We start from the raw sequence: 22,075 nt of genomic DNA, 5'->3' as shown, positions 1-22,075 counted from the left end.
ATGCGGTAAGGCCGTGCCACAGGCGCTTTATGCCTACCGTCGGATTTCTTGTTACTTGTATTTGCCCCCCTATTAGATACTGGGGGCTTGAGGCGGCCGGCTAACGCCGACCGCCGCCGCTCGCGCTAGCGGCTTTCGCGCTGCACGCCGCGCACGGCGGCGATGCGTTGCAAGAGCCCTCCGGAAGGTCTGTGAGAACTTTCGCTCTCAACATATACAGACTGTTTGTAGGACGTATTTTGAAACTGAAAGTTGAACTGTAACAGGATCTTAACATGAAGACTTCTCCCATTGCTTGAACATGATTACCCTGCGACCACTGCTGCATTCGCGTTGCCTCCATATTTTTGGACGACTATGCAACAATTTGATTTGTTGCTAGCTGATACCATAAATAATTTGCTGGATAAATTTGTCTCTTCTCCGTCCCCGCAAAAAAGCCCATACCATCAACAAGGAAAGTCGCGATATGGGCTCTAAAACTACTAAAAATGTAAGCTTTTATTGGACGCCAAGCCCCAAGCATAACTTTGCAAAACCTAAGCCATGTCTTTTATTTTAGTTCCTCGGTTTAAAATCGAAGTGCAACACCTGATAAAGCAGACCAATTTGCAAAAAAAGGCCATGAAGACCTATTCTTGTTAGCGACCAAACAGACAAGAAAGCAGGAATCTTCATGACCCACTCTCAGAGTACCACCAAACGCTCTTATCACCAACTAACTCCCGATGAAAGAGGCAAAATTGAAGTACTACGCACGCAGGGCAAAACTCTGAGCGACATTGCGGGTGCTTTGCACCGCAGTACAAGCACGATTAGTCGTGAGCTAAAACGCGGCTCTGTTGATCAGATGGACTCAAACCGCCAAATCCATTCTGTCTATTTTGCCGACGCTGCTCAACGTAAACATGTTGAAGCCCGGCTTAATAGTCATGCAGAAGGCTTGTTAGGGCGCTGCGACTACTTCTTCAAGGAGCTAATCAAAGTACTTAAGCAACGCCCTCGTATCCATAGCGTGGATAGCTTTGTCCACGACTTTCAGATGCGTTTTCCCCGCCTGAGATGTCCATCAACGCCAACAGTCTATCGGTACATTGACGCAGGGCTACTCCCAATTACCAACCTTGACTTACCCGCCAAACTGCGACGTCGTGTCAAACGGCCAGGATTACGCCACGCTCGGATTAACAAGCAAAAACTGGGCGAATCTATTGAAAAGCGGCCAAAGGCCGTTGACGGTCGACTAGGAGTCGGTCACTGGGAAGGTGATCTGGTCAAGGGGAAGCGAGTTGAAAGTGAACCAGCATTAATGACACTAACAGAGCGGTACTCCCGAACCGAGATCATCGTGAAGCTTCCTGACTATCACGCAGATACTTGCCGCCGCGCCCTTCAGGCAACGATAGATGAATATGGGGCTAAGGAGTTCGACTCCATCACGTTCGACAATGGTTCAGAGTTCTCATCTATAGCTAGCGTGACCGGGACGAAGATTTATTTTGCGCATCCATACTCACCCTGGGAGCGTGGATCAAATGAGAATGCTAATGGCCTTCTACGTGAGTATTTCCCAAAAGGCAAGTCATTCAAGAACGTAACCCTTGATGAGATCCAGGCAGCACAGTCGGCATTGAATCATCGCCCAAGGCGCTCACTGGGCTGGTTACGTCCTTGCGACTATTACCCCAATATGGCATAAGCTATACCACTAACAAGAATTGGTTATAAAGTGTTGCACTTGATTTGACAATTGAGGAACGAGAAAAACTAGTCCGAAATCTCATCATAAGAGCAAGTGTGTTAATCAGTCCGTATTAGATAGTTTTCCGTCGACAATTTTGTAAACATTATCAGAAAACTCTCGCAGACGATCATCGTGCGTGACGATAACGACTGCTTTTTCCTCGTCATGCGCAATATTGGCAAAAAGTTGGCCAACTTCTTTGACACGTGCCGTATCTAAGGCTGCCGTAGGTTCATCGGCTAGGATGATCGCCGGGTCTGTATAAAACGCACGGGCAATTGCAACGCGCTGTTGTTGACCGCCAGACAATTCGCCAGGGTATTTGTTTAATAATTTTTGAATGCCTAGCGTTTCAATAATTTTGTCAAATCCATCTTGACTGAGGTTATTGTTAGGCTTCACCTGGTCAACAAGTTTGAATTGGTCTGCTACGGTTAAATATGGCACGAGATTGTACGCCTGCAAGACGAAACCGATTTGTTCAAGTCGTCTTTTTTCGGCTTCTTTGGTACTCAAATCACTGATATCGTGACCATTCAAACGAACTGAGCCGTCTGTTGGTGTTTGTAACCCGCCTAAAATGGTTAGCAAGGTACTTTTACCAGATCCTGAAGGCCCAATGATAAGCGACACCTCACCAGCTTTAAACGCTAAACTGACGTCTTCTAGTGCCGTAACTAAATTGGTTTTCTGACCAAATTGTTTCGTCACGTGTTCAAGGGCTAGTTTTTCTTCACGCATCTTTTTAACCTCCAATTACTGATACCGGATCAATCTTACTAATCACACGAATCGGAATGATTGCACCCAGTAACCCGGTTACCATCAATCCGACCGCAATTAGTCCCATCAATCCCCAATCAAATGCCATTGGTACGCTATCTGGAATCCCAAATTCAGTTAATGCCGATAGTACGGCACCAACGACGATACCAGTTGCCATGATAAAGAACGTCTCAAATAACGTATTTTGGGCCAAAAAAAGATTTGGAATGCCTTGTGCACGCAAAACTGCCAAGTTAGGCAATTTTTGAACCGTTAGAATGTAGAGGAAGATGGTAATCACAATCAATGAAATGACAATCAGGAATCCAATCATGAGACCAAACGTCGCTTTTTGCGGTGTATAACCTGGCAATTTATTGATAAAGGCTTGGTATGAATAAGTCTTTAATGCTTTATCATCGACCGATTGTGACGTTTTTGAAGCAACGACGCTACCCTGGAATTGATCTGACACGCCCTTAATGATACGCCATTGCGCTAACTCGCCATAAATAACAGGTGCGGTGTTATACGTGGCATTTTTCGCATAACCCACGATTTTATATTTCGTATCAGATAACCCAATCGAAATTTTATCCCCCATACCGTAAATATCCTTATCAACTGAGTCAGCGAGGACGACTTCGTTAGCTGTCTTTGGCAAGTTCCCCTTGGTTAATTGTAGGTTTTTAGCGATGTACTCGTCGTTATTCATCCCAACGAATTGTGCGGATTCACGTTTTCCGCCAATTTTCATATTAACTGGTGTAATGCCAAGTGTTGCGGTTTTGTCGTCGCTTAACTGATCAACCTGTTTCGTTGTCAGTAATGACTGTCCGGCATTGCCATTAGCGTCTTTGGTCATTACAAACGACTTAGACTGCCAGCTGTCCACCGCTGCGGTGTTAGCTGTTGCCAGCCCGAGCGCCAGGGCACTTAAAATGAAAATCAAATAACTGATTAAGACGACGACTGTTAGAATCAAGCCGTACCGTAGTTTTTCTTTTTTAATCTCTCTAATTGCTAAAAACATTTGTTCCTCCTGTATTTGTTGAAGTTCAACAAAATTACTATACACAAGCATACATAATATTATGATGAGATTACAAACTGATTTTTCTAGGATGTGTCTTCAAACTATCTAGTCATTAACACTATTGACGCAGCGTAAACAAATGTTCGGAACACATATGACGTCTTATCGTAGCAAGTAGCTACCCGTCTAACATGTTTAAGCCGATTAGAGAAACACTCAATTGAATGTCTTTCTTTATATATCCACCAGTCTACTGACCATGGTTCTCGATTATTCTCTTTTGGTGGGATTGTATACTTTCCGCCTTGGCTCGTGATGAATTCTCGAATTGCTTTACCACCGTATGCTTTATCGGCAACGACATTAACCCCAGTCAACTGAATGGTTTTCAATAATTCAAGCGCTACGGGACCGTCATGACGATTGCCTTCTGTTAACATAAATTTAACCGGGTTTCCCAATGCATCGACCAGCGCATGTATCTTAGTTGAATTACCACCAACGGAACGACCAATATTATTGCTTTCAAGTTGAGGACCGCTTTGTTTAGCACCTGCACTATGCTGATGCGCAATAACAGCCGTCGAATCAATATGCAGGTATTCCATATCCGTGTCCTCGCGAAGTGCGCGGAAGATACATTCCAATACACCATCGCGGCCCCAGCGGGAAAGCCGTGTATAAACCGACTTCCATGGTCCAAATCGTGCAGGTAAATCACGCCAAGGCGCACTAGTCCGATTGATTCACAGAATTGCATTTAACATGGTCCGATTATCTCGTAATATTGGACGCCCTGTACTGTATGGTGGAAATAATGACTCGATCTGGGTCCATTGCTCATCAGCGATCTCATAGCGATGGGTAAGCATCACAATCAGCCCTTTACTCCAACATATCAGATTCAGGTCGTTTCGTACAACTAGTAGGCAATTCGCGAATATTTTTGAGTTTGAAGACACATCCTAATTTATATTGTTAACTTGATGTGGCTTTGATTACGGATATACATTTTAATCATACCAAACTTCCACCGTTTATTCCACTTGTATAACAATGTGTTCAAACGTAACCTAAAAACAGATGCTCCATGTGTTCGACTGAAAAACTGGTTATTCAGTATAAGTCCAAAAGGCGCAACAGCACCCACGACTTGAACGGCATCGATTGAAAGCCGCAAACTAAACACGCTTGCGGCCATCTAACAATTTAAGGACCTGCTTCAAAAAATCAAAACTATAGACATTCGCAAAGGATAACGAACTGGAAGCTTGTTTGCCACGAAATTTAATTCAAAAAGAGTAGCCATGTTACGGATAACGCATACAAAAATGCCGCAAAGCATCCGAAAAGGTTTGGCTCCATCCTAATTTTGGAAAATGATGGGTGGCTTCATCGGTAGATCACCGTTAAGCACCTCTAAGAGGCTCTTGTCGATGTCGCGCTAAACCGGCATGGCAGTTCTGGATGTACCCGCTTATATCTGTGCACAAAGCTATCAACGCTGCGGATTCGAGGAGACACTCTGAGCACCACCATAAGCTCTGCGTAGAATTCTGAGCACTGCTCTAAGTGTGTGCCTGGGCAACACGAAGCACTGTTCTTCTCGTATACGGCAACACCGATTTCGGCAAAGTAACGCCGGTAGTGTCTGCCAGCACCACGGATCTGTTCGGTATTGCCACGCCTGAGTTCACGGCTAACCGTAAACTTGTTGTGATAAATCTGCTTGGCGGTTTGAACGATGACAAAAGCAGCTTGATGGAGTGCTTAAAGCTTCCCCCCGTTCGTCTAAACTGAGTTATTTATGTTGTCCTGTCGTGCTAATCTGAGAGTGGGCCATGATGACTCCTTTCTTATATGCATAAGGTGCTTATAAGAAAGGAGTCATCATGACCTTTTTGGTCTAGTCTATCAGCTTTTGCACTTCAAGTTAAAATCGGAGTTACAAGAAGCCTGAACTCAGTATAACGTTTTGCTAGTAAAAAAAAGAAGCCAACAACGCTTCTCTTTTTTCGTGGGGTGGCACGTTTGTGGCACATTCCATCAGCACATTATATAATATTGATTTAGCAAAGTGTCCTAAAGGGCGGTTTACACCGCGATTCTAAATTTCATTCGTTTGATAATATTATTTCCCGGGAAACATAGCGGGAGTTGCATACTCCGGGAACGCAAATGTGGCGGCCTAGGGGTGAAATCTCCAATTGGTGTGATGCTGTCACACGACTTGCTGGGCTTGTGGCCTGGGCGTGCGGACGGTGTGATCGGGTCACACTAGTTCACTGGAATATCCTGGGGTGTCATGCGGACCACGGATGTTGGTTTTCTGGACTAAAAGAGACAAATTCGTGGACCACGAGTCCGAAAGCTCTGATGCGGTCTGGATTTCGCAAGCTCTGAGATTGCCAATCTGCTTCTACAGGGGCAGACCTTCGATATTTCCGATCTTAGAGATCGTGGCAACGTAACTCTATCTGGGTTACCCCCTGCATCGGTGTGACGCCATCTTTTTTTCCATCAGGAATTCGGGGGTCGTGCGGACCACGGGACCGCGGATGTAGCCTTTTTGGACCAACCATGGCAAATTCGCGGACCACGAGTCCAGAGGCTTTGGCGTGGTCACAAGATTGCAATCTCCGAGATTGCCGATTTGCTTCTGCGAGGTCTGATCTTCAATAATTGCCGATCTCAGAGATCGCAGTATCCAGTTTCCAGCTGGGCAAAGCTCGCAACAGTGTGACGCCATCACACTATTTTCCATCAGGAATTTAGGGCGTGCGGACCACGGGACCGCGGATGTAGCCTTTTTGGACCAAATAGGGCAAATTCGCGGACTACGAGTCCAGAAGTCCTGATGCGGTCTAGATTTCGCGATCTCTGAGATTGCCGATTTGGTTATTTGGGGTTAGATTTTCAATATTTCCAATCTGAGAGATCGCAGTATCCGGGTTCCACCTGGGCAATGCTCGTAACAGTGTAATGGCATCACATTATTTCAATCAGACATTTTGGGGGCGCGGACCCCGAGACCGCAAATGTTGTCTTTCTGGACTAAACATGGCAAATTCGTGGACCGCGAGTCTGAAAGTTTTGATGCGGTCTAGATTTCGTGAACTCCGAGATTGCCGATTTGCTTCTGCGGAGTCAGATCTTCAATTTTTCCGATCTCAGAGATCGCAGGATCCGCACGCCCCCTGGGCAAAGCCCGTAGCAGTGTGACGCCAACACATTATTTTTCATTGGACATTTAGGGTGTGCGAACTCCGAGACCGCAAATGCTGTCTTTCTGGACTAAACAAGGCAAATTCGCGGACCACGAGTCCAGAGGCTTTGGCGTGGCCATAAGCTTGCGATCTCTGAGATTGCCGATTTGCTTCTGCGTGGTTGGATCTTCAATATTTACGATCTCAGAGATCGCAGGATTCGTTTTCCACCTGGGCAAAGGTCGCAACAGTATGACGCCATCACACTATTGTCTATCAGAAATTTAGGGGTCGTGCGGACCACGGGACCGCGGATGTCGCCTTTTTGGGCCAAATATGGCAAATTCGCGGACCACGAGTCCAGAGGCTCCGGTGTGGCCACAGGCTTGCGATCTCTGAGATTGCCGATTTGCTTCTGCGTGGTTAGATCTTCAATATTTACGATCTCAGAGATCGCAGGATTCGTTTTCCACCTGGGCTCGGATCCTGGAACTGCAGCTGTTGTCTTATTGGACAATACATATCAAATTTGCGGACCACGAGTCCTGAAGTTCTGATGCGGCCACAAATTTGCAGTGTCTGAGACGGCCAATTTACTTTTACTGGAGCAGATCTTCGATATTTCCGATCTCAGAGATCGCGCCCCCCTGGAAATGGCTTTATTATTGGTGTGATGCTGTCACACTGATTCAGAATCCAGGCGAGGGGCGTCATCTGAAGTGTGATGCCATCACATTACTTTTTTGACGCCCTGGTGGTCAGATCAAGACTTAATCACGCAGTTGGCCCACGCGCCTTTAACGGTCATTTTGACCACTAACGGTGAATAACGGATCGAAGTCACCCTTCTAATGCGTTTCTGGGGCAGGCTTGATGAGAATGAAAATGCCGGCCTGACGCGGTTCCTGACTGTGGCCGCGAGAAGTGGGGCACAGTGGTTGGCGCCGGCCACAGGGAAATGCCAGAGTGCCGGCGTTTCTAGCCAAGGCAACGGCCGGTGAAAAGGTAAAAAAAAGAGCCAAAACAGATGTCTTGGCCCAAGCTTTTTGTGATCAGTCTTTGGCTGGCAGGTCATCATCCACGATGGCGTCCAGCGTTGCTTTTGAAGGAATGAAGAAGACTTCGCCTGTGATTGGGGTGGAGAAATCGAGCAGGCGGTCGGATTTGCTGAACATGTTATTCAGCATGCGCTTGGTGACGGTCCAGTGGCGCGCGTACCCGATGAAATAGGTCCCGTTCACATTTTTCGCCGGATCCGCAAATGGCACATTCATCCGGACAATCTTGTGCTCGACGCCGCCTTCATTGTCTTGGGAGGCGACGTTGTGGGCGTTCGGTGCCTTTTCCTCGTCTTCGAGCTCGACATCGGAGTATTTTTTACGGCCGATTGCACGTTCCTGTTGCTCGATCTTCAGCTTGTTCCACGCCTCCATGTTGTGCAGATATTTCTGCGCGAACGCGTAGGACCCGTTGATGTAATCAGGATCTTCATCGCCGATCACCGCGTACTCCGGCGTGTCGAGCGCGCTCGGATTCTCCGTGCCGTCGACGAAGCCGATGATTGCGCGGCCTTCGAAGTTGCGGAAACCGTGAGTTTCATCGATCGTCGTGACGTTGGCGCGGATGCGGTCCATGACTTCGGACATGATCTCGAACGGCACGGCCGAATTGCGGGCACGAATGTGGAAAAATAGGTCGGCGGGGGTATTCGGTGCGGTGAATTTCGGGCCTTCGATCGCCTGGAATTCCTCGAGCTCAGCCGGCACCTTTGCATCGGGGAATAAGTAATCCCAGGCGTTGCGCGACAGGCCAAATGCAACGGCGAGGCCGCTGTCCGGATAGCGAATATTCATGGAGTTGATGAAGGCAGGCAGGCGCTCTGAGAGGTCTTGAATGGTCTCAAGGTCGCTGGCATGGTCCTGGCGGTTCAGTTTCATCGTAGCAAAAATAATATTATCGCCGGCGTCTTTATAGACGTCTTGAACTTGACGCAGATTGATCGGCATATTGGTCCCTCCAGTTTATAATCTTTATCATCAAGTAAAGTGTACCATAACCCGGTGGAAAAAAGGCCGGCCGAGACAAAAAAGTTGTGCACAACTTTTAGACGAGCTGGCGGGCTGCAAGTGGTCGATCGTCAGTTTTCTGAGCCAGGCTTTACGACCTGGTCAGGCCTAACCGCCGTTCGTCATACCCTTTCTTCCGCCATGTTTATTTGCTAAGATGGGATGACTAACAATAGAAGGAGAATCGCCTTGTTAACTGTATCGAATGTGTCCATGGTCTTCTCAGACCGCAAGTTGTATGACGATGTCAATTTGAAATTCACCCCCGGCAACTGTTACGGCATCATCGGCGCAAACGGCGCTGGCAAGTCCACGTTTTTGCGCATCCTCGAGGGCAAACTTGCCCCGACGACTGGGACCGTTTCGCTTGATCCCAACGAACGGATGAGCAGTCTGAAGCAGGACCATTTTGCGTTCGACGATCAGACTGTCATGAACACGGTGCTGCAAGGTTGGGCACGCCTTTACGAAGTGATGACTGAAAAAGACGCCTTGTACGCAAAGGCGGATTTCAATGAAGAAGATGGCATGAAGGCCGGCATGCTTGAAGGCGAATTCGCCGAGATGGATGGCTACACCGCCGAAAGTGACGCCAGCCAGCTCTTGCAGTCGCTTGGCATTCCGGAAAGCGCCCATCAGACGCTGATGGCGGAGCTGCCGGAAGGGGACAAGGTCAAGGTGCTCTTGGCCCAGGCGCTGTTCGGCAAGCCGGACGTGTTGCTGCTGGATGAGCCGACGAACGGGCTTGATCCGCAAACCATCGCCTGGTTGGAAGACTTTTTGGCTGATTATGAAAATACGGTGCTCGTGGTCAGCCATGACCGCCACTTTTTGAACCAAGTCTGCACGATGATGTGTGATGTGGATTTCGGGAAAATTCAGCTGTTCGTCGGCAACTATGATTTTTGGCTGGAAAGCTCGAAGTTGGCGCAACAGCTCCGCAGTCAGGCTAACGCCAAAAAAGAAGAGCAGATCAAGCAGCTGCAAGAGTTCATCGCCCGATTTTCCGCGAATGCGTCCAAGTCCAAGCAGGCGACGTCACGGAAAAAGCAGCTCGACAAGATCACGTTGGACGACATCAAGCCGTCGAGCCGCAAGTATCCATTCATCAAGTTCGACCCGGAGCGTGAGATCGGCAACGACCTGCTGCGCGTGTCCGGCGTGTCTAAGACAATCGATGGTGTGAAGGTGCTCGACAACGTCAACTTCATCCTGCGTCCCGGCGACAAGACGGCGTTCATTTCGCGCTCGGACGTCACGACCAGCGTGCTGATGCAGATTCTGGCAGGCACGATGACGCCAGACGAGGGCACGATCACGTGGGGCGTCACGACGACGCAAGCAGCGATGCCAAAAGACTTAACGCCGGAATTTTCTGATCCGTCGCTGAATATCCTTGAGTGGTTGCGCCAATTTGCCAGCAAAGAGGAAAGCGACAACACCTTCCTGCGTGGCTTCCTGGGTCGGATGCTTTTTTCCGGTGACGAAGTGTTGAAGCAGGTCACCGTCTTGTCCGGGGGCGAAAAGGTCCGCTCGTATTTGGCGAAAATGATGCTGAGCAAGGCCAACGTCCTACTGTTGGATGACCCGACCAACCACCTCGACCTGGAAAGTATCACCAGCCTGAACGATGCGCTGATCGACTTCAAGGGGTCGCTGCTGTTCACGAGCCACGATCATCAGTTCATTCAGACGATCGCTAACCACATCGTCGAAGTTGGCCCGAAAGGCATCGTCGACCGCGCCGACATCACCTATGATGAGTTCATGGCACATGAAGTCGCGCAGGCCCAAGTTGCCGGCATCTATTAATAAGCAGTTTCGGCCGTCGCGGCATGCGGCGGCTTTTTGATTCAGGGTGCGAAGGCCCGCGGGATGGTGGAACAGCTAGGTCAGCTCATGCGCTTGGTGGTGCTCCTTGCCACCGAGTGCAGGAGATGCCTAGATGTTTCCACCATGCGAGCCGGAGCCGAACTTGCTTCAGGGTGCGAAGCCGAGCGTTTAGGGGTGGACAGATAGTGCGGCCCGGGCGGTTGATGGCGCACTTGGCCATCGGGCGAACGGGACGACTATATGTGTCACCCTTGCTCGGCGAAGCCCAACTTGCTTCAGGGTGCGTAGCCGAGCGTTTAGGTGTGGCCCAAAATCTTTCGCCAACATTTTTGCTCAGGGCCCGTCGATTTTGCACGGCTTGCGTAATATATAGGTGTCGCCAAAAATCGTCACGGCAGCGCAGGGCCCTGAATGATACAATCAAAGCGATAACGCACAGGAAAGGGCAACCGCAAATGAAGATCATGCATACCGCCGATTGGCATATCGGAAAAAAGCTCAACGGGTTCGATCTATTGGAGGATCAACGCGCTGTTTTTGACGAGCTCAAGTCACTCGCGAAGCAGGAACACGTCGATGTCATCATGCTGGCCGGGGATGTGTACGATCGCGCCCTGCCCAGCGAAGAGGCGGTGACGCTGGTCGATCAGATGCTATTTGAACTCAATCGTGAAATGAATCTGCCACTTCTGGTGATCTCGGGCAATCATGATTCCGGGGTACGCCTCCGCACGGGCCGGGAGTGGTTCCAGTCGACCGGGCTTTATTTGAACACGCGGCTGGAGGAGGCGTTTTCCCCGGTGGTATTGGGCGACACGCAATTTTTCCTGTTGCCATTTTTCCAGCCGGTCGACGCGCGGCTGTACTTCAAGGACGAGACGCTGACGAATATTCAAAAAGCGATCGAGCCGGTCGTGGCGAAAATGCAGACGCTGTTTGACCCGACCAAACGGCATGTGCTGATCGCGCATTTCTTTGCCGCGGGCAGCGAGCATTCAGATTCGGAAACGCTGGTCAATGTCGGCGGCCTCGATGCTGTGCCGGTCACAGCGCTTGCCCCGTTTGATTATGTGGCGCTGGGCCATTTGCACAATAAGGACGCGGTGCGGGCAGAGAAAATTCAATACGCGGGGTCGCTGTTGAAATTTTCCGTGTCCGAGGCGCATCAGGAAAAAGGGGTGTTCATCCTCGATACCGAAACGATGGCGCGCCGCTTCGTCCCGCTGGCCCCGCTGCATGAGTTGCAGACGCTGACCGGCCCGTTTGCGGATTTTTTGCACGCGACGCCGGGCGAATACGACCGCGATGCCTACACTGCGATCACGTTGACCGACACGGCGGTGATTCCCAACGTGATGGCGCAGCTGCGCGAGGTCTTTCCGCGCGTGTTGACGCTGGCGCGGGCGAACGGCATCGAAGGTGAGGTTGTCAGCGAAACAACGAGTGTGAAAATCAGTCCGATGGCGATGCTGGATACGTTTTTTGAACAAGTGACCGGCGACAAGTTGACGCCTGAGCAGGCCGAATGGGCGAAACAGGCGCTGGCACACACAAAGGGGGCGGAGTGATGCAACTGAAGAAATTGGCGATGGCCTTTTTTGGGCCGTATCGCGAGGCTGAGGTGGACTTCACCGCCTTTGAGAACCGGCCGCTGTTTTTGATCAGTGGGAAAACAGGCAGCGGGAAGACCACGATCTTCGATGCGATGGTCTTTGCGTTGTACGGGAGCACATCCAGCGATGACCGGGATGGCGCCGCTTTGCGCTCCACCTTTGCGGAGGAAAGCGACATCAGTGAGGTGACTCTGACTTTTAGCCATGGGGGCCGCGACTACGTGATCACACGGCGGCCGGCCCAGATCAATGCCTACAAGAATGGCAAAGGTTCCACGGCCCGTCCCGCACAGGTCTCGATGCGGATCGCCAAAAATGGGGAAGAGGAGGCCGAGCTGACGAAGCGCGGCGGGGTGGATGCGCGAGTTGGCGCGATTCTCAACTTGGATGCCCAGCAGTTTCGCCAAATGGTCCTACTGCCGCAGGGCGAGTTCCGCCAATTTTTGGATGCTAGCAGTGATGACAAGGCGGTGCTGCTTCGGCATTTATTTGGCACGGACCGCTATGCCAGTTGGGAATTGGCCCTCAAGGACATGGCGGACAAGGCGGCGACACGGTCGGCTGAGCTGAAGGCGCGCCTGCAGACGCTGGCCGGGCAGTTTGAGTACCCTGAAGATGTGGTGCGGCCGGCCGCCGATGCGCGCATCGCAGATCAACTCGAGGCGATGCGCCCGGTGCTGGCCAGTTTGGTCGCGGCGGCCGAAACGGCGCAGACGACGCTGACCAGCTCGCGCAAGACGTTTGACCAGGCCACAGCGCAGCTGGCGGCGGCGCGTCAACTTGAAGTCGCCTATGCGCAGCTGAAAACAGCGACTGCGGCTCTGGCCACGCTGGCGGCTGAGCAGGATCAGCGCACAGCCCAGCAGGAAAAATTGGGCCAGCTCCAATGGGTCGATCGCCGCACCGCCGTGGCTGATCAACTGGCTGAACTGGCCAAGCAGATCGCGGAAGCAAAGACCGAATTAGCGGCAACCACCGACGCATTTTCCAAAAATCAGGAGGTCCTGGCTCAGGCGACTGAGGCCCAAAAGACACTGGCGGCCCAGGGCGCGGCAGTCGACGCCAAACGCGATCAGTTCAAGCGACTGGCGACGCTGCGAACACAATTGCAGGGGCTTGCGCAAGCGCTCACGGCGCAGGCCACCAGCCAGGATGCGGTGACGGCGGCACAGGCGACGCTTGGCCAGCTCACCGAGCAGCAGGCCGAGCTTCATGTCGAACTGACCGCTGGCGAAACCGCGCTCGCCGGGTTGGTAGCTGGGAGTCATGTGGCGGCATTGCAGGCGGCTGACCAACTGCTGGCGGCAACGCGGCCCTTCGCGACCCAGCACGCGGCACTTCTTTCACAGCAGGCGCGCCTCGCCGCTTCGGAGCGCCAGACAGCGGATGAGCTGACGGTGCTTCAAGCTCGCGAAGAAGCGGCTCAGCAAGATTATCAACAGGCGCATGACGCCTTGTTGGCCGATCAGATCGCAACCTTGGCCGCCCAACTGTCGCCGGATGCGCCATGCCCAGTTTGCGGGAGCTTGGATCACCCACATCCTGCCGCGACGGCTGTTCTGAACGGCGTGTCGCAGGAAACCATCGATGCGCGTCAGGCCACCTGGCAAACGGCGCAACAGCAACGCGTCGCCAAGGAAACGGCGCTGGCCCAACTGACAAGTCAGCTCGAAACAACGGCGAAGCAGCTCAACGTGAATGAGGCCGAGATTCAAAAGGCGGCCGGTGGCTTGGCGGGCGGGGATGCCGAAGCCACGATGGCGGCGCTTGTGCAACGGCAACAGGACTTGAAGGCAAAAGTCGCAGACGAAACGGCGCAGACTGAAACGCTCACTGATAGTCAGACTCGGTTGCAGGGGCAGTTGACGCAGCTGGAGACCGCCCATCAAACGGCAGTCGAGGCGGCCAACACCGCCGCGCTTGAATTTGCGGAAACGGCTGCCAAGGCGCAGACCCTGCAGGCAGCCTTGCCCGCGGACGCGCCAGCCAAGGATGAGATCGAGACGCAAAGTCAGCAGTTGACGCAGGCAATTCGCGACTATGATGCCCGGCTCGCCGGTGCGACCACGGCTGTTCAAAGGGCCGCCGCGAAAGATAACCAATTGCGTGCGCGCCAGGCGACCCAACAGGAACAATTGGATACGGCCCGCTCGCGCCTCGAAACGGGCAACGCCGCATTTGACGAAGACCTGGATGGCTTTTTCCCGCAAGAAGGTCGCGCGCAGTTCGCCGCCTTGCGCGCGCAGCTGGATCAGATTGGAACGCTGACTGAGTCGTTGGCCGAAGCGACCGAGGCTCTTGCCCGCCAGACCGCGTTGAAGCAGCAGGCCACCACCACCATCGCCGGTCAGCCGGAGCCGGATGTGGCGGGGCTTAGCGACCAGCGAGACAGCGCGGATGCCATTTTCACAGCCGCCCAACAAGCCGTCGCGGCGGCCACGGCCAAGCGCGACGCCAACCAGCGCCTGTTTGATCAGATCGAGGCCGCGCACCAGCAAAGTGGGGCGCTGATCGACGAGGCCAACGCCCTCAGCAATCTTTACGCCGTGGCGCATGGGAAAAATACGCAGAAGTTGAGTCTGGAGCGGTATGTCTTGCGGGCTTATTTGGCGAAAGTTTTGACGGCGGCGACGCAGCGCCTCCAGACCCTTTCTGCCGGTCGGTATCAATTCAAGCTCCACGAGGCGGGCGGTAGTACCGCAAATCGCTCGGGCCTTGAAATCGATGTATACGACGATCAACTCGGCCAAACGCGCTCGGTTCACACGCTGTCCGGCGGGGAAAGCTTCATCGCCGCACTGAGCTTGGCGCTGGCGCTGGGCGAGGTGATTCAACAGGAATCGGGCGGGGTCTCCATTGATGCGCTGTTTATCGACGAAGGCTTTGGCTCGCTGGATAGCGCCAGTTTGGATACCGCGATGAACGCGCTTGAAAGCATCGAAGGCAACGCGCGCATGATCGGTATCATCAGCCACGTCAGCGAGCTACAGGCGACTGTCCCAGATCAGCTCCAGGTGATTGCGGACGGCACCGGCGAATCGCATCTTAAAATTATTCATGCCGCGGATTGAGCACCGATGCAAAACTTTTACATTTGCCCGAACGCGGGCTGGGCGTAGGCAACTTAACCAAATTGCCCGTTAGCAGAGAAACCGCTCATGTGCTAATTATGCGGAAGTGTGTTATAACTATCACGTCGAGAGGCGCCATACCTCTCAACTCTATTTCATCGAAAAAGAGGCGAGAATGATGGCAGGAAAGCTCAGTAAAGAAGAGCGTAAAGCGCTGATCCAGGAAGCTGAAAAGGAGCGCGCAGAGCACCCAGTCAAGAAGACCGAGTCAGGGTTTGCCACAATCGACAAAGCAGCCGAGAAGCTCGAGAATGAAAATTAACCTGATACTAGTCTGTTGCAGCGTCGATCAATGATCGGGGCTGTTTTTTTGATTCAGGGTGCGCAGCCGAGCGTTTAGGTCTGAGCGGATAGTCTGCCTTGGGTGCTTGAGGCGTACTTCGCCTCGAGTGCCCAAGACAGCTAGACGTCTCAGACCTGCTCGGCGGAGCCCAACTATGAAAGGGTGCGCAGCCGAGCGTTTAGGTCTGAGCGGATAGTCTGCCTTGGGTGCTTGAGGCGTACTTCGCCTCGAGTACCCAAGACAGCTAGACGTCTCAGACCTGCTCGGCGGAGCCCAACTATGAAAGGGTGCGCAGGCCCGCGGGATGGTGGAACAGGTAGGTCGGCTCGGGCGGTTGCAGCTCACCCTCGGCCCACCTCATGTATAATGGAGGCAACAAGTAAAAGAAACGGAGCCTCATTATGACTGAAACTGCACCATTTCCGTGGTCAGATAAAAAGATTGCCGCATTTCGCGAGACCCTTTTGACCTGGTATGACCAAAATAAGCGCGACCTGCCTTGGCGCCGCGATCATAAGCCGTATCACGTGCTCGTCAGTGAGACCATGCTCCAGCAGACGCAGGTGCAGACCGTTATTCCATACTATGAAGCGTTTCTCACCCAATTTCCGACGGTGCAGGCCCTGGCCGATGCACCGCAAGCGCAGGTGATGAAGGCTTGGGAGGGGCTCGGTTATTATTCCCGCGCCCGCCACTTGCAGGAAGCGGCGCAACAAGTCGTCCGCGATTATGCTGGTAATTTTCCGACCACGGCCGTTGAACTCCAGACCTTGCAGGGCATCGGCCCGTACACGGCGGGGGCCATCGCCAGCATCGCCTTCAATGAGGTGGCGCCTGCCATTGACGGCAATGCGTTTCGCGTTTTCGCCCGGCTGTTTTGCATCGAGGATGATATCGCAAAGCCGCAAACGCGGGCGGTGTTCGACTGCGTGATTCGGCGGGTGATCGATCCCGCGCGGCCGGGCGACTTCAATCAGGCCATCATGGACCTCGGTTCGACTTACATGCGGGCCAGCGACCCCGACGCCGAACATTCCCCAGTGGCCGCGTTTGACGCCAGTTTTCAAAGCGGGCGCGTCCTCGACTTTCCGGTTAAGACGAAAAAGCCGCGGCCGGTGCCGATCGCATACCTCGCCTTGGCGATTCACAGTCCGGCCGGCTGGTTGTTCATGCAGCGGCCGCAGACTGGCATGCTCGGCGATCTCTGGATGTTTCCGCTGATCGCCGAAGATGAACTGGAAGAAACGCTGGCCCCGGCCCGTTTACAGGAGGCGGCCCAGCAATTCGGGGCGGAAGCAGGGACGACGCTCACGCTGAGCGACCCGGGGCTGCGGCCAGTCACCCATACGTTTACGCATCAGAAATGGACGATGACGATCGTGCAGGCCGAGACGGACGAATTTTCCCTGGCGACGCTGCCGGCGCGGTGGGTGCCGGAACCTGAGCTGGCCAGCCTCGCCTTGCCGACCGTGCAGAAAAAATTGTTGCGCCGGATGCAGCTACTCAAGGAGTGATTCCAAATGAAAACTTTGATCGTGGTCAGTCACCCGACGCTGGACCAGTCTCAGACCCAGCAGTTTCTCAAAGCCAGCGCGGCGACGATCGCCGATGCGACTTGGCATCATCTCGACGCCAGCCTCCCGTTTGACCCCGCACAGGAACAGGCCCTTCTGCGCGCCGCCGACCGCATCATCTTTCAGTTTCCGCTGTATTGGTATGCGGCACCGGCCAGTCTCTATCAGTGGCTGGACGAGGTGTGGGTCCGCTCAGCCGTGTACGATGCCCACGGCGGCCTGCTTACCGGCAAGAGCCTCGGCCTTGTCGTCAACCTGGGGCAGCCGGCTCGCGGCTATCAACTTGGCGGGGCGGAAGGGGTCAGCCTCAGCGAACTATTTTCCCCATTTGCCGCGCTGGCGCGCAAAACAGGGCTGCGCATGCTGGCGCCGTTGGTGATCGATCAGTTTTCGTATCAGGATGAGGCGGCACACCAAAAATTGTTGGTGGCTTACCAGCAATATCTCACGTTGGCTCATCCGGACAAATTAAGTGAGCAGGCCGACTGGTGGCTCGACCAACTGGCTGACTTGGGGGACCAGGCCGCGCTGGTGGGGCAAACGCTGGCGACTCGGCAGGAGACCTTGGTCCATCTGCAGGAGACGATCAACGAGCTGAAAGAAGGGGAAGAAGATTGAGCGAAACAGACTGGCTACTCAGCCAAGCAGAGGCGCTGGCCGCCATCGCGGAAGATTATGAAACGCGCGCCAAATTTGTTGCGCTCAGCGATTTTATTCGCGCCCAGGCGCAGCGCCTCGAGTTGGCCGAGGGCGAGGTGGACGGCCGCACGTGGGACCATTCCCGCTGGTGACAGTCATCCGCCGCTTTTGGCCGAGAAAAAATCCCCCTTAGGTCCAATGTCCGCCGCTTTTTTCCGTGGTAAAGTAAGCATAAATCTTGGAAACGGAGCGAGTGGCATGCAAGTATTGATCGATCATCTGAAACAATGGGCGTGGTTGCGCACCCTTTTAATGGCGCTGTGCGGCGTGTGGTTTGTCCTGGCGCCGGGCACCGTGTATTCGACCGTGAAGTGGCTGATCATCGTGGTTTTGATCGTGATGGCGGTGCCGGACCTGGCAACTGGCCTGCGCGATCGGCGAAGCGGCATGGGTGACGCCGGCTTCGTGCGCGGTGTCTCGCTTCTGATCGCGGCGCTGCTGGTGTGGGTTTTGTTGCGCCCAATCTTAAGCATGATGCCGCTGTTGATCGGCATCGCGCTGATCGCATACGGCTTGGACCGCGTGACCTCCGCCAAACGCAATCAGCGCTACGTCAACGTCTCACCGTTGCCGCAAATTCTTTATGGCATATTGGTCTTGCTCGTCGGCATCGTCCTGGTGTTCAATCCATTCCGCAGCGTGCTGCTAATGCTGCAAGTCATTGGCGTAGTCTTGATCGTGATGAGTGTACTGGAGCTGATCACAGTGCTGCGAATGAAGTAGGATGCCCGATGCGGCTAAACAAATTCCTTTATAATAGAAGAAAAGCGATTCTCGCATAAATGATACCTGCGAGAATCGCTATTTTTGTGGGCAACGACTGGGCCGAGCGCTCGCGAAGAACGCTCACTGAGTTCAAAAGTGAATTGAACAGAACGGGGATGCTCTGATATCTGAAGGCGACCGGCTAGTGGCGTGGCGCCGGTCGGATGGTGCAGGTGAAAATTGGGCTCAGCCCTGAAATTTTCGTTAGCGGCTTGCCGCTTACGATAAGGCCGAGCTTGAAGGCAGACGCGGCGCCTTTCCGCGGGTGGCGCCAAGTCGTGCCCAGGGCGTTCCAGCCCGATTTTCGCCAAGCCAGCTCTACCGCGCCCCGCCACTCGCCGTCGCCGGCCCCAACCGCACAAAAAAGTGGCCCTGTTTCCGGAGCCACGCACGCATCTGCGACTTATTCTTCAGTTTGTTTTGGCAAAACGATTGGCACGGCCCAGTGATTGATCGGACCGAACTTATGCCCAACGGCGATCTCGTTTTGAATCGCGGTGTCGACGAAATGCTTGGCGATGCGAATCGCATCTTCCACCGGGGTGCCCTTGCCGAGTTCCGCGGTGATGACGGCGCTGAGGGTGTCGCCGGTACCGTTTTTGCGTTCGGTGGCAAAATACGGCCCGGTCAGCCAGAAATGCTTGCCGTTTTCCAGCAAAATATAATCGCGCACTTCCGTCTGGTCATCGCTGTCGTGGCGACCCTTGAGCACCACATTTTTCGCGCCCAGGGCCTGAATCTCTGCGGCGGCTTCGGCAATGTCGGCGTCGGAGTGGAGCTCGCGGCCAACCAGATGCTGGGTCTCATAGAAATTCGGGGTGATGACAGTGGTGAGCGGCAGGAGCACATTTTTCAACGTTGAAAGGGCTTCTTCTTCCATCAGGGTGTTGCCGTGCTTGGTGGAGATCACGGGATCGAGCACCAAGGCACCGAAATCGTACTTCGTGAGGTTCGCGGCCACGGCCTTCATAGTGGCGGCATCGGCCAGCATGCCGGTCTTGGCGGCGCGAATGTGGAGGTCATCGGCGAGCACATCGAATTGCTTATTGATGAAATCGACCGGCATCACCACGCTGTCGAAAATGCCATAGGAGTTGCCAGCCACGGCGGCGGTCAGGATCAAGGTGCCATACGTGCCGCGCATGAAAAAGCTGTGCAGGTCGGCTTGCGCGCCTGCGCTGCCGTCGCTATCGACGCCGGCGATGGTGAGAACTTGTGGAAATTCATTAGCCATAAAACGGATGCCTCCTAAAATGGGATGCGCCTATTATAAGGGCATCCCAAGATTTTTGCACGAAAAGTTCGTGAGGCTTTAATTAAAGGCGCGGCGCTGCGGTAAAACGACGCGGAGCCATTCGCCGAAGAACGGATATTGATGGGTGAGCTCCAGAATCTGCACGTCACGTTGCGGGTAGCTCAGGCGAATTTTGCCATGGGCCGCATCGACGTGAACAGCCAGGGTCTGATGATTTGGCAGCGCCAATTCGTAGCTGCCGGACGCCTTGCCTTGCCGCATGAGGATGGCGTTGTTGCTGGCGATAACGAAGAGCTCATCCAGCGCCGGCACATTTTCATCCGAGCGGGTCGCGGCTTCAAGGGTCAGGGTGTGGCCGACCAACTCGTCTGGAATGGTGGTCGAGGCCCAGGTCAAAATGGTGCCGTCCTGGCTGTCCGTGCCGAGGTCCATCCAATCATGGCCCTGGTCATCCACCACATGGTAAGAGGCAAGGGCGGCGGCGCCGAGATCCAGTGTGAGCTCGATGTCGCCGGCTTGGGTGACGGCTTGCTGCTTGGCAACCGTCTTGGTGTCGTCTTCGCGGGTGGCGAAGGCCAAGCCGTCGACCGGCTGCAGCACGGTTTCGTCGACCGTCTTGAAACTGTAATCCGCGGTGTAAAGCGCCTTGGTGATCAGACTCAAGGCAGCCAGTTCGTCGGGTTCAAATGGCTGGCGCTCCGGATCCGTCGCGGTGATCTGAATCAGGGTCGGCAGGTTGACGGCCACTAGCCGCGCGTCGTCGGTTAGCGCATCCTGTAGGGTCATCAGCAGCGTATTTTTCCCGTCGCCGGCCAGGTAGAAATTCACCGCGCCATGTTCCGGCTGCGGGGCGATCGGGTCGAGCCACAGGCGCTTGGCAAAATCGGCGTCGAGGCCATCCAGGTCGGTGAGGGCTTGCGCCAACTTGTCCGCCAGCAGGCTCGTGTAGCTCAAAGTCGCATTGAGCAGCGCCGGTTCGTTCGCACTCCAAAGTGGGTCGTTGCGCATCGCGTCCAGCTGCTTGCGGTAGCGGGCGGCGATCTTCGTGCGCGCCTCTTTGGCCGTCAGATGAACCGGGATGATCTCTTGTAATAAATTGTCTTGATAATTAAGCATTGGCCTGTTCCTCCTTGAGTTCAAGTGCGCGCATGAAGTCATCGCGCAGACTGGTCAGGATGTTCTCGAACTGGGCCACGGAGCTATAGGTGTTCATCACGGCTTGGTATTCGTAACGGGTGATCGCAGCGGCAACCTGAATCTGGCGCTTTTTGGCATCAAATTCACTGTCGGCTTCAGCCTTGGCCGCATCGAAGCGACTGCGCAGCTTGCCTTGATCAGGCGCGCTGGCCCGCCGCGGGGTTGGTGCCGGCTTGTCATCATCATCCGGGTCGATGAAATTCTTGATCAAGCCGCGGAACGAACTGGTCGGATTTTGCCGAGTCGGTTGGGCCGGGGCCTCCGCCTCAAGACTTTCCAGCTGGTTGGACAAGGTGTTCACCTCGGCATATACGTGTTTGCGCATCGCCTCTAGCTGCAGATCCAGATAATGATCCGGATCCTCGGAAAATGCTTCCAGCTGCGGCAAGATCGTGCGCTGACTTTCTGTGACTTGGTCGATGGACCGGGTGAACACATTCAGCCGGCCAAATTCGCGCCGGTGGAACCAGTCGCCGAAAAAGACTTGCCCATTATCGGCTACTTCGAAAAACGGAATGTGGCCGCTCAAAAACTTGATCAGGTCCGCCTGCAGAAAATCATGCAGCTCGTTTTCGCCGGTCTTGTCATACGCCAAAATGTAGCCAGGGGTCTCGGCCAGCTCAAGCCGCAAATTTTCGGCGGTGGTATCGATGCCCTTGTATAAGCGATAAGTGGACCGTTTATCCCACGCATCACTAAAGTCATTAAAGAACTGTTTTTGGTAGGTCAAACTGGATTGAATCGTCATGGCATTTCCTCTCACATTCTTCACTATTAGTTTTAGTGTACCGCAAGGCCCGGGGTTTAGAAACGCCTCATACCAGGATTTTAGAAGATTCCTTCTATAATTCTGCGTTTCGGCAACCGCTTTCGTGAGCAGGTGATGAAAAACGCCCGAATGTCGATGA

Annotated in this window: 15 protein-coding genes and 1 pseudogene; 9 read left to right on the top strand and 7 right to left on the bottom strand. The window is 53.7% G+C overall.

Annotated elements, in window-relative coordinates; genetic code table 11:
* Window positions 1-676: 676 nt before the first annotated feature.
* Window positions 677-1,699, top strand: a complete 1,023-nt coding sequence (locus EKM95_RS09320) for an IS30 family transposase (protein WP_125697777.1) — start codon at window positions 677-679, stop codon at window positions 1,697-1,699.
* 105 nt (window positions 1,700-1,804) lie between these two features.
* On the opposite strand, the gene EKM95_RS09315 is transcribed toward EKM95_RS09320, so the two are convergent.
* From EKM95_RS09315 to EKM95_RS09300, 4 genes and pseudogenes are all read right to left on the bottom strand, one after another.
* Window positions 1,805-2,485 carry an ABC transporter ATP-binding protein gene (locus tag EKM95_RS09315; RefSeq protein ID WP_124974721.1) on the bottom strand — a complete coding sequence of 227 codons (681 nt, stop codon included), beginning with the start codon at window positions 2,483-2,485 and terminating at the stop codon, window positions 1,805-1,807.
* Between the two features lie 4 nt (window positions 2,486-2,489).
* Window positions 2,490-3,542 carry an ABC transporter permease gene (locus tag EKM95_RS09310; RefSeq protein ID WP_125697775.1) on the bottom strand — a complete coding sequence of 351 codons (1,053 nt, stop codon included), beginning with the start codon at window positions 3,540-3,542 and terminating at the stop codon, window positions 2,490-2,492.
* A 104-nt stretch (window positions 3,543-3,646) separates the two neighbouring features.
* Window positions 3,647-4,417: pseudogene (locus EKM95_RS09305) on the bottom strand (IS5 family transposase).
* Window positions 4,418-7,803: 3,386 nt separating this feature from the next.
* On the bottom strand, window positions 7,804-8,757 hold the full coding sequence (locus tag EKM95_RS09300) for a Dyp-type peroxidase (protein ID WP_125697773.1): 954 nt from the start codon (window positions 8,755-8,757) through the stop codon (window positions 7,804-7,806).
* Window positions 8,758-9,006: 249 nt separating this feature from the next.
* Between EKM95_RS09300 and EKM95_RS09295 the strand changes: the two genes are divergently transcribed.
* The 8 genes from EKM95_RS09295 (at window position 9,007) to EKM95_RS09270 (ending at window position 18,673) form a co-directional block, all read left to right on the top strand.
* Complete coding sequence (locus EKM95_RS09295; RefSeq protein ID WP_164510162.1) at window positions 9,007-10,629, top strand: ABC-F family ATP-binding cassette domain-containing protein; 1,623 nt, start codon at window positions 9,007-9,009, stop codon at window positions 10,627-10,629.
* 476 nt (window positions 10,630-11,105) lie between these two features.
* Window positions 11,106-12,218, top strand: coding sequence for an exonuclease SbcCD subunit D (locus EKM95_RS09290; RefSeq protein WP_125697771.1), 1,113 nt, complete (start codon window positions 11,106-11,108; stop codon window positions 12,216-12,218).
* Complete coding sequence (locus EKM95_RS09285; protein WP_164510161.1) at window positions 12,218-15,334, top strand: AAA family ATPase; 3,117 nt, start codon at window positions 12,218-12,220, stop codon at window positions 15,332-15,334. Before EKM95_RS09290 ends, EKM95_RS09285 begins: the two co-directional genes overlap by 1 nt.
* A 178-nt stretch (window positions 15,335-15,512) precedes the next feature.
* The gene (locus EKM95_RS11705; RefSeq protein ID WP_164510160.1) at window positions 15,513-15,656 is read left to right on the top strand and encodes a hypothetical protein; all 144 of its coding nucleotides are present in this window, start codon (window positions 15,513-15,515) and stop codon (window positions 15,654-15,656) included.
* A gap of 422 nt (window positions 15,657-16,078) precedes the next feature.
* Window positions 16,079-17,191, top strand: coding sequence for an A/G-specific adenine glycosylase (gene mutY / locus EKM95_RS09280; RefSeq protein WP_125697766.1), 1,113 nt, complete (start codon window positions 16,079-16,081; stop codon window positions 17,189-17,191).
* A 6-nt stretch (window positions 17,192-17,197) separates the two neighbouring features.
* The gene (locus EKM95_RS09275; RefSeq protein WP_125697764.1) at window positions 17,198-17,869 is read left to right on the top strand and encodes an NAD(P)H-dependent oxidoreductase; all 672 of its coding nucleotides are present in this window, start codon (window positions 17,198-17,200) and stop codon (window positions 17,867-17,869) included.
* The gene (locus EKM95_RS11700; protein WP_164510159.1) at window positions 17,866-18,042 is read left to right on the top strand and encodes a hypothetical protein; all 177 of its coding nucleotides are present in this window, start codon (window positions 17,866-17,868) and stop codon (window positions 18,040-18,042) included. The genes EKM95_RS09275 and EKM95_RS11700 overlap by 4 nt, the downstream gene beginning before the upstream one ends.
* Window positions 18,043-18,148: 106 nt before the next feature.
* Window positions 18,149-18,673, top strand: a complete 525-nt coding sequence (locus EKM95_RS09270; protein ID WP_164510158.1) for a DUF308 domain-containing protein — start codon at window positions 18,149-18,151, stop codon at window positions 18,671-18,673.
* 445 nt (window positions 18,674-19,118) lie between these two features.
* On the opposite strand, the gene thiD is transcribed toward EKM95_RS09270, so the two are convergent.
* The 3 genes from thiD to EKM95_RS09255 form a co-directional block, all read right to left on the bottom strand.
* Window positions 19,119-19,949, bottom strand: coding sequence for a bifunctional hydroxymethylpyrimidine kinase/phosphomethylpyrimidine kinase (gene thiD, locus EKM95_RS09265; RefSeq protein WP_125697761.1), 831 nt, complete (start codon window positions 19,947-19,949; stop codon window positions 19,119-19,121).
* 78 nt (window positions 19,950-20,027) lie between these two features.
* Entirely contained in the window at window positions 20,028-21,086 is a 1,059-nt protein-coding gene (locus tag EKM95_RS09260; protein WP_125697759.1) for a hypothetical protein, read from the bottom strand.
* The gene (locus EKM95_RS09255; RefSeq protein ID WP_125697757.1) at window positions 21,079-21,915 is read right to left on the bottom strand and encodes an SbcC family exonuclease; all 837 of its coding nucleotides are present in this window, start codon (window positions 21,913-21,915) and stop codon (window positions 21,079-21,081) included. Before EKM95_RS09255 ends, EKM95_RS09260 begins: the two co-directional genes overlap by 8 nt.
* Window positions 21,916-22,075: the final 160 nt, after the last annotated feature.

This window comes from Lacticaseibacillus yichunensis, assembly GCF_003946405.1.
GTDB lineage: Bacteria > Bacillota > Bacilli > Lactobacillales > Lactobacillaceae > Lacticaseibacillus > Lacticaseibacillus yichunensis.
This window is presented reverse-complemented; position numbering and strand designations above follow the sequence as displayed.

What these genes read in the sequence shown, in the direction of transcription:
- EKM95_RS09270 (WP_164510158.1), top strand. Translation starts at nt 18,149, where the DNA reads ATGCAAGTATTGATCGATCATCTGAAACAATGGGCGTGGTTGCGCACC.
- EKM95_RS09275 (WP_125697764.1), top strand. Translation starts at nt 17,198, where the DNA reads ATGAAAACTTTGATCGTGGTCAGTCACCCGACGCTGGACCAGTCTCAG.
- mutY (WP_125697766.1), top strand. Translation starts at nt 16,079, where the DNA reads ATGACTGAAACTGCACCATTTCCGTGGTCAGATAAAAAGATTGCCGCA.
- EKM95_RS09285 (WP_164510161.1), top strand. Translation starts at nt 12,218, where the DNA reads ATGCAACTGAAGAAATTGGCGATGGCCTTTTTTGGGCCGTATCGCGAG.
- thiD (WP_125697761.1), bottom strand. Translation starts at nt 19,949, where the DNA reads ATGGCTAATGAATTTCCACAAGTTCTCACCATCGCCGGCGTCGATAGC.
- EKM95_RS09290 (WP_125697771.1), top strand. Translation starts at nt 11,106, where the DNA reads ATGAAGATCATGCATACCGCCGATTGGCATATCGGAAAAAAGCTCAAC.
- EKM95_RS09255 (WP_125697757.1), bottom strand. Translation starts at nt 21,915, where the DNA reads ATGACGATTCAATCCAGTTTGACCTACCAAAAACAGTTCTTTAATGAC.
- EKM95_RS09315 (WP_124974721.1), bottom strand. Translation starts at nt 2,485, where the DNA reads ATGCGTGAAGAAAAACTAGCCCTTGAACACGTGACGAAACAATTTGGT.
- EKM95_RS09300 (WP_125697773.1), bottom strand. Translation starts at nt 8,757, where the DNA reads ATGCCGATCAATCTGCGTCAAGTTCAAGACGTCTATAAAGACGCCGGC.
- EKM95_RS11705 (WP_164510160.1), top strand. Translation starts at nt 15,513, where the DNA reads ATGGCAGGAAAGCTCAGTAAAGAAGAGCGTAAAGCGCTGATCCAGGAA.
- EKM95_RS09260 (WP_125697759.1), bottom strand. Translation starts at nt 21,086, where the DNA reads ATGCTTAATTATCAAGACAATTTATTACAAGAGATCATCCCGGTTCAT.
- EKM95_RS09310 (WP_125697775.1), bottom strand. Translation starts at nt 3,542, where the DNA reads ATGTTTTTAGCAATTAGAGAGATTAAAAAAGAAAAACTACGGTACGGC.
- EKM95_RS09320 (WP_125697777.1), top strand. Translation starts at nt 677, where the DNA reads ATGACCCACTCTCAGAGTACCACCAAACGCTCTTATCACCAACTAACT.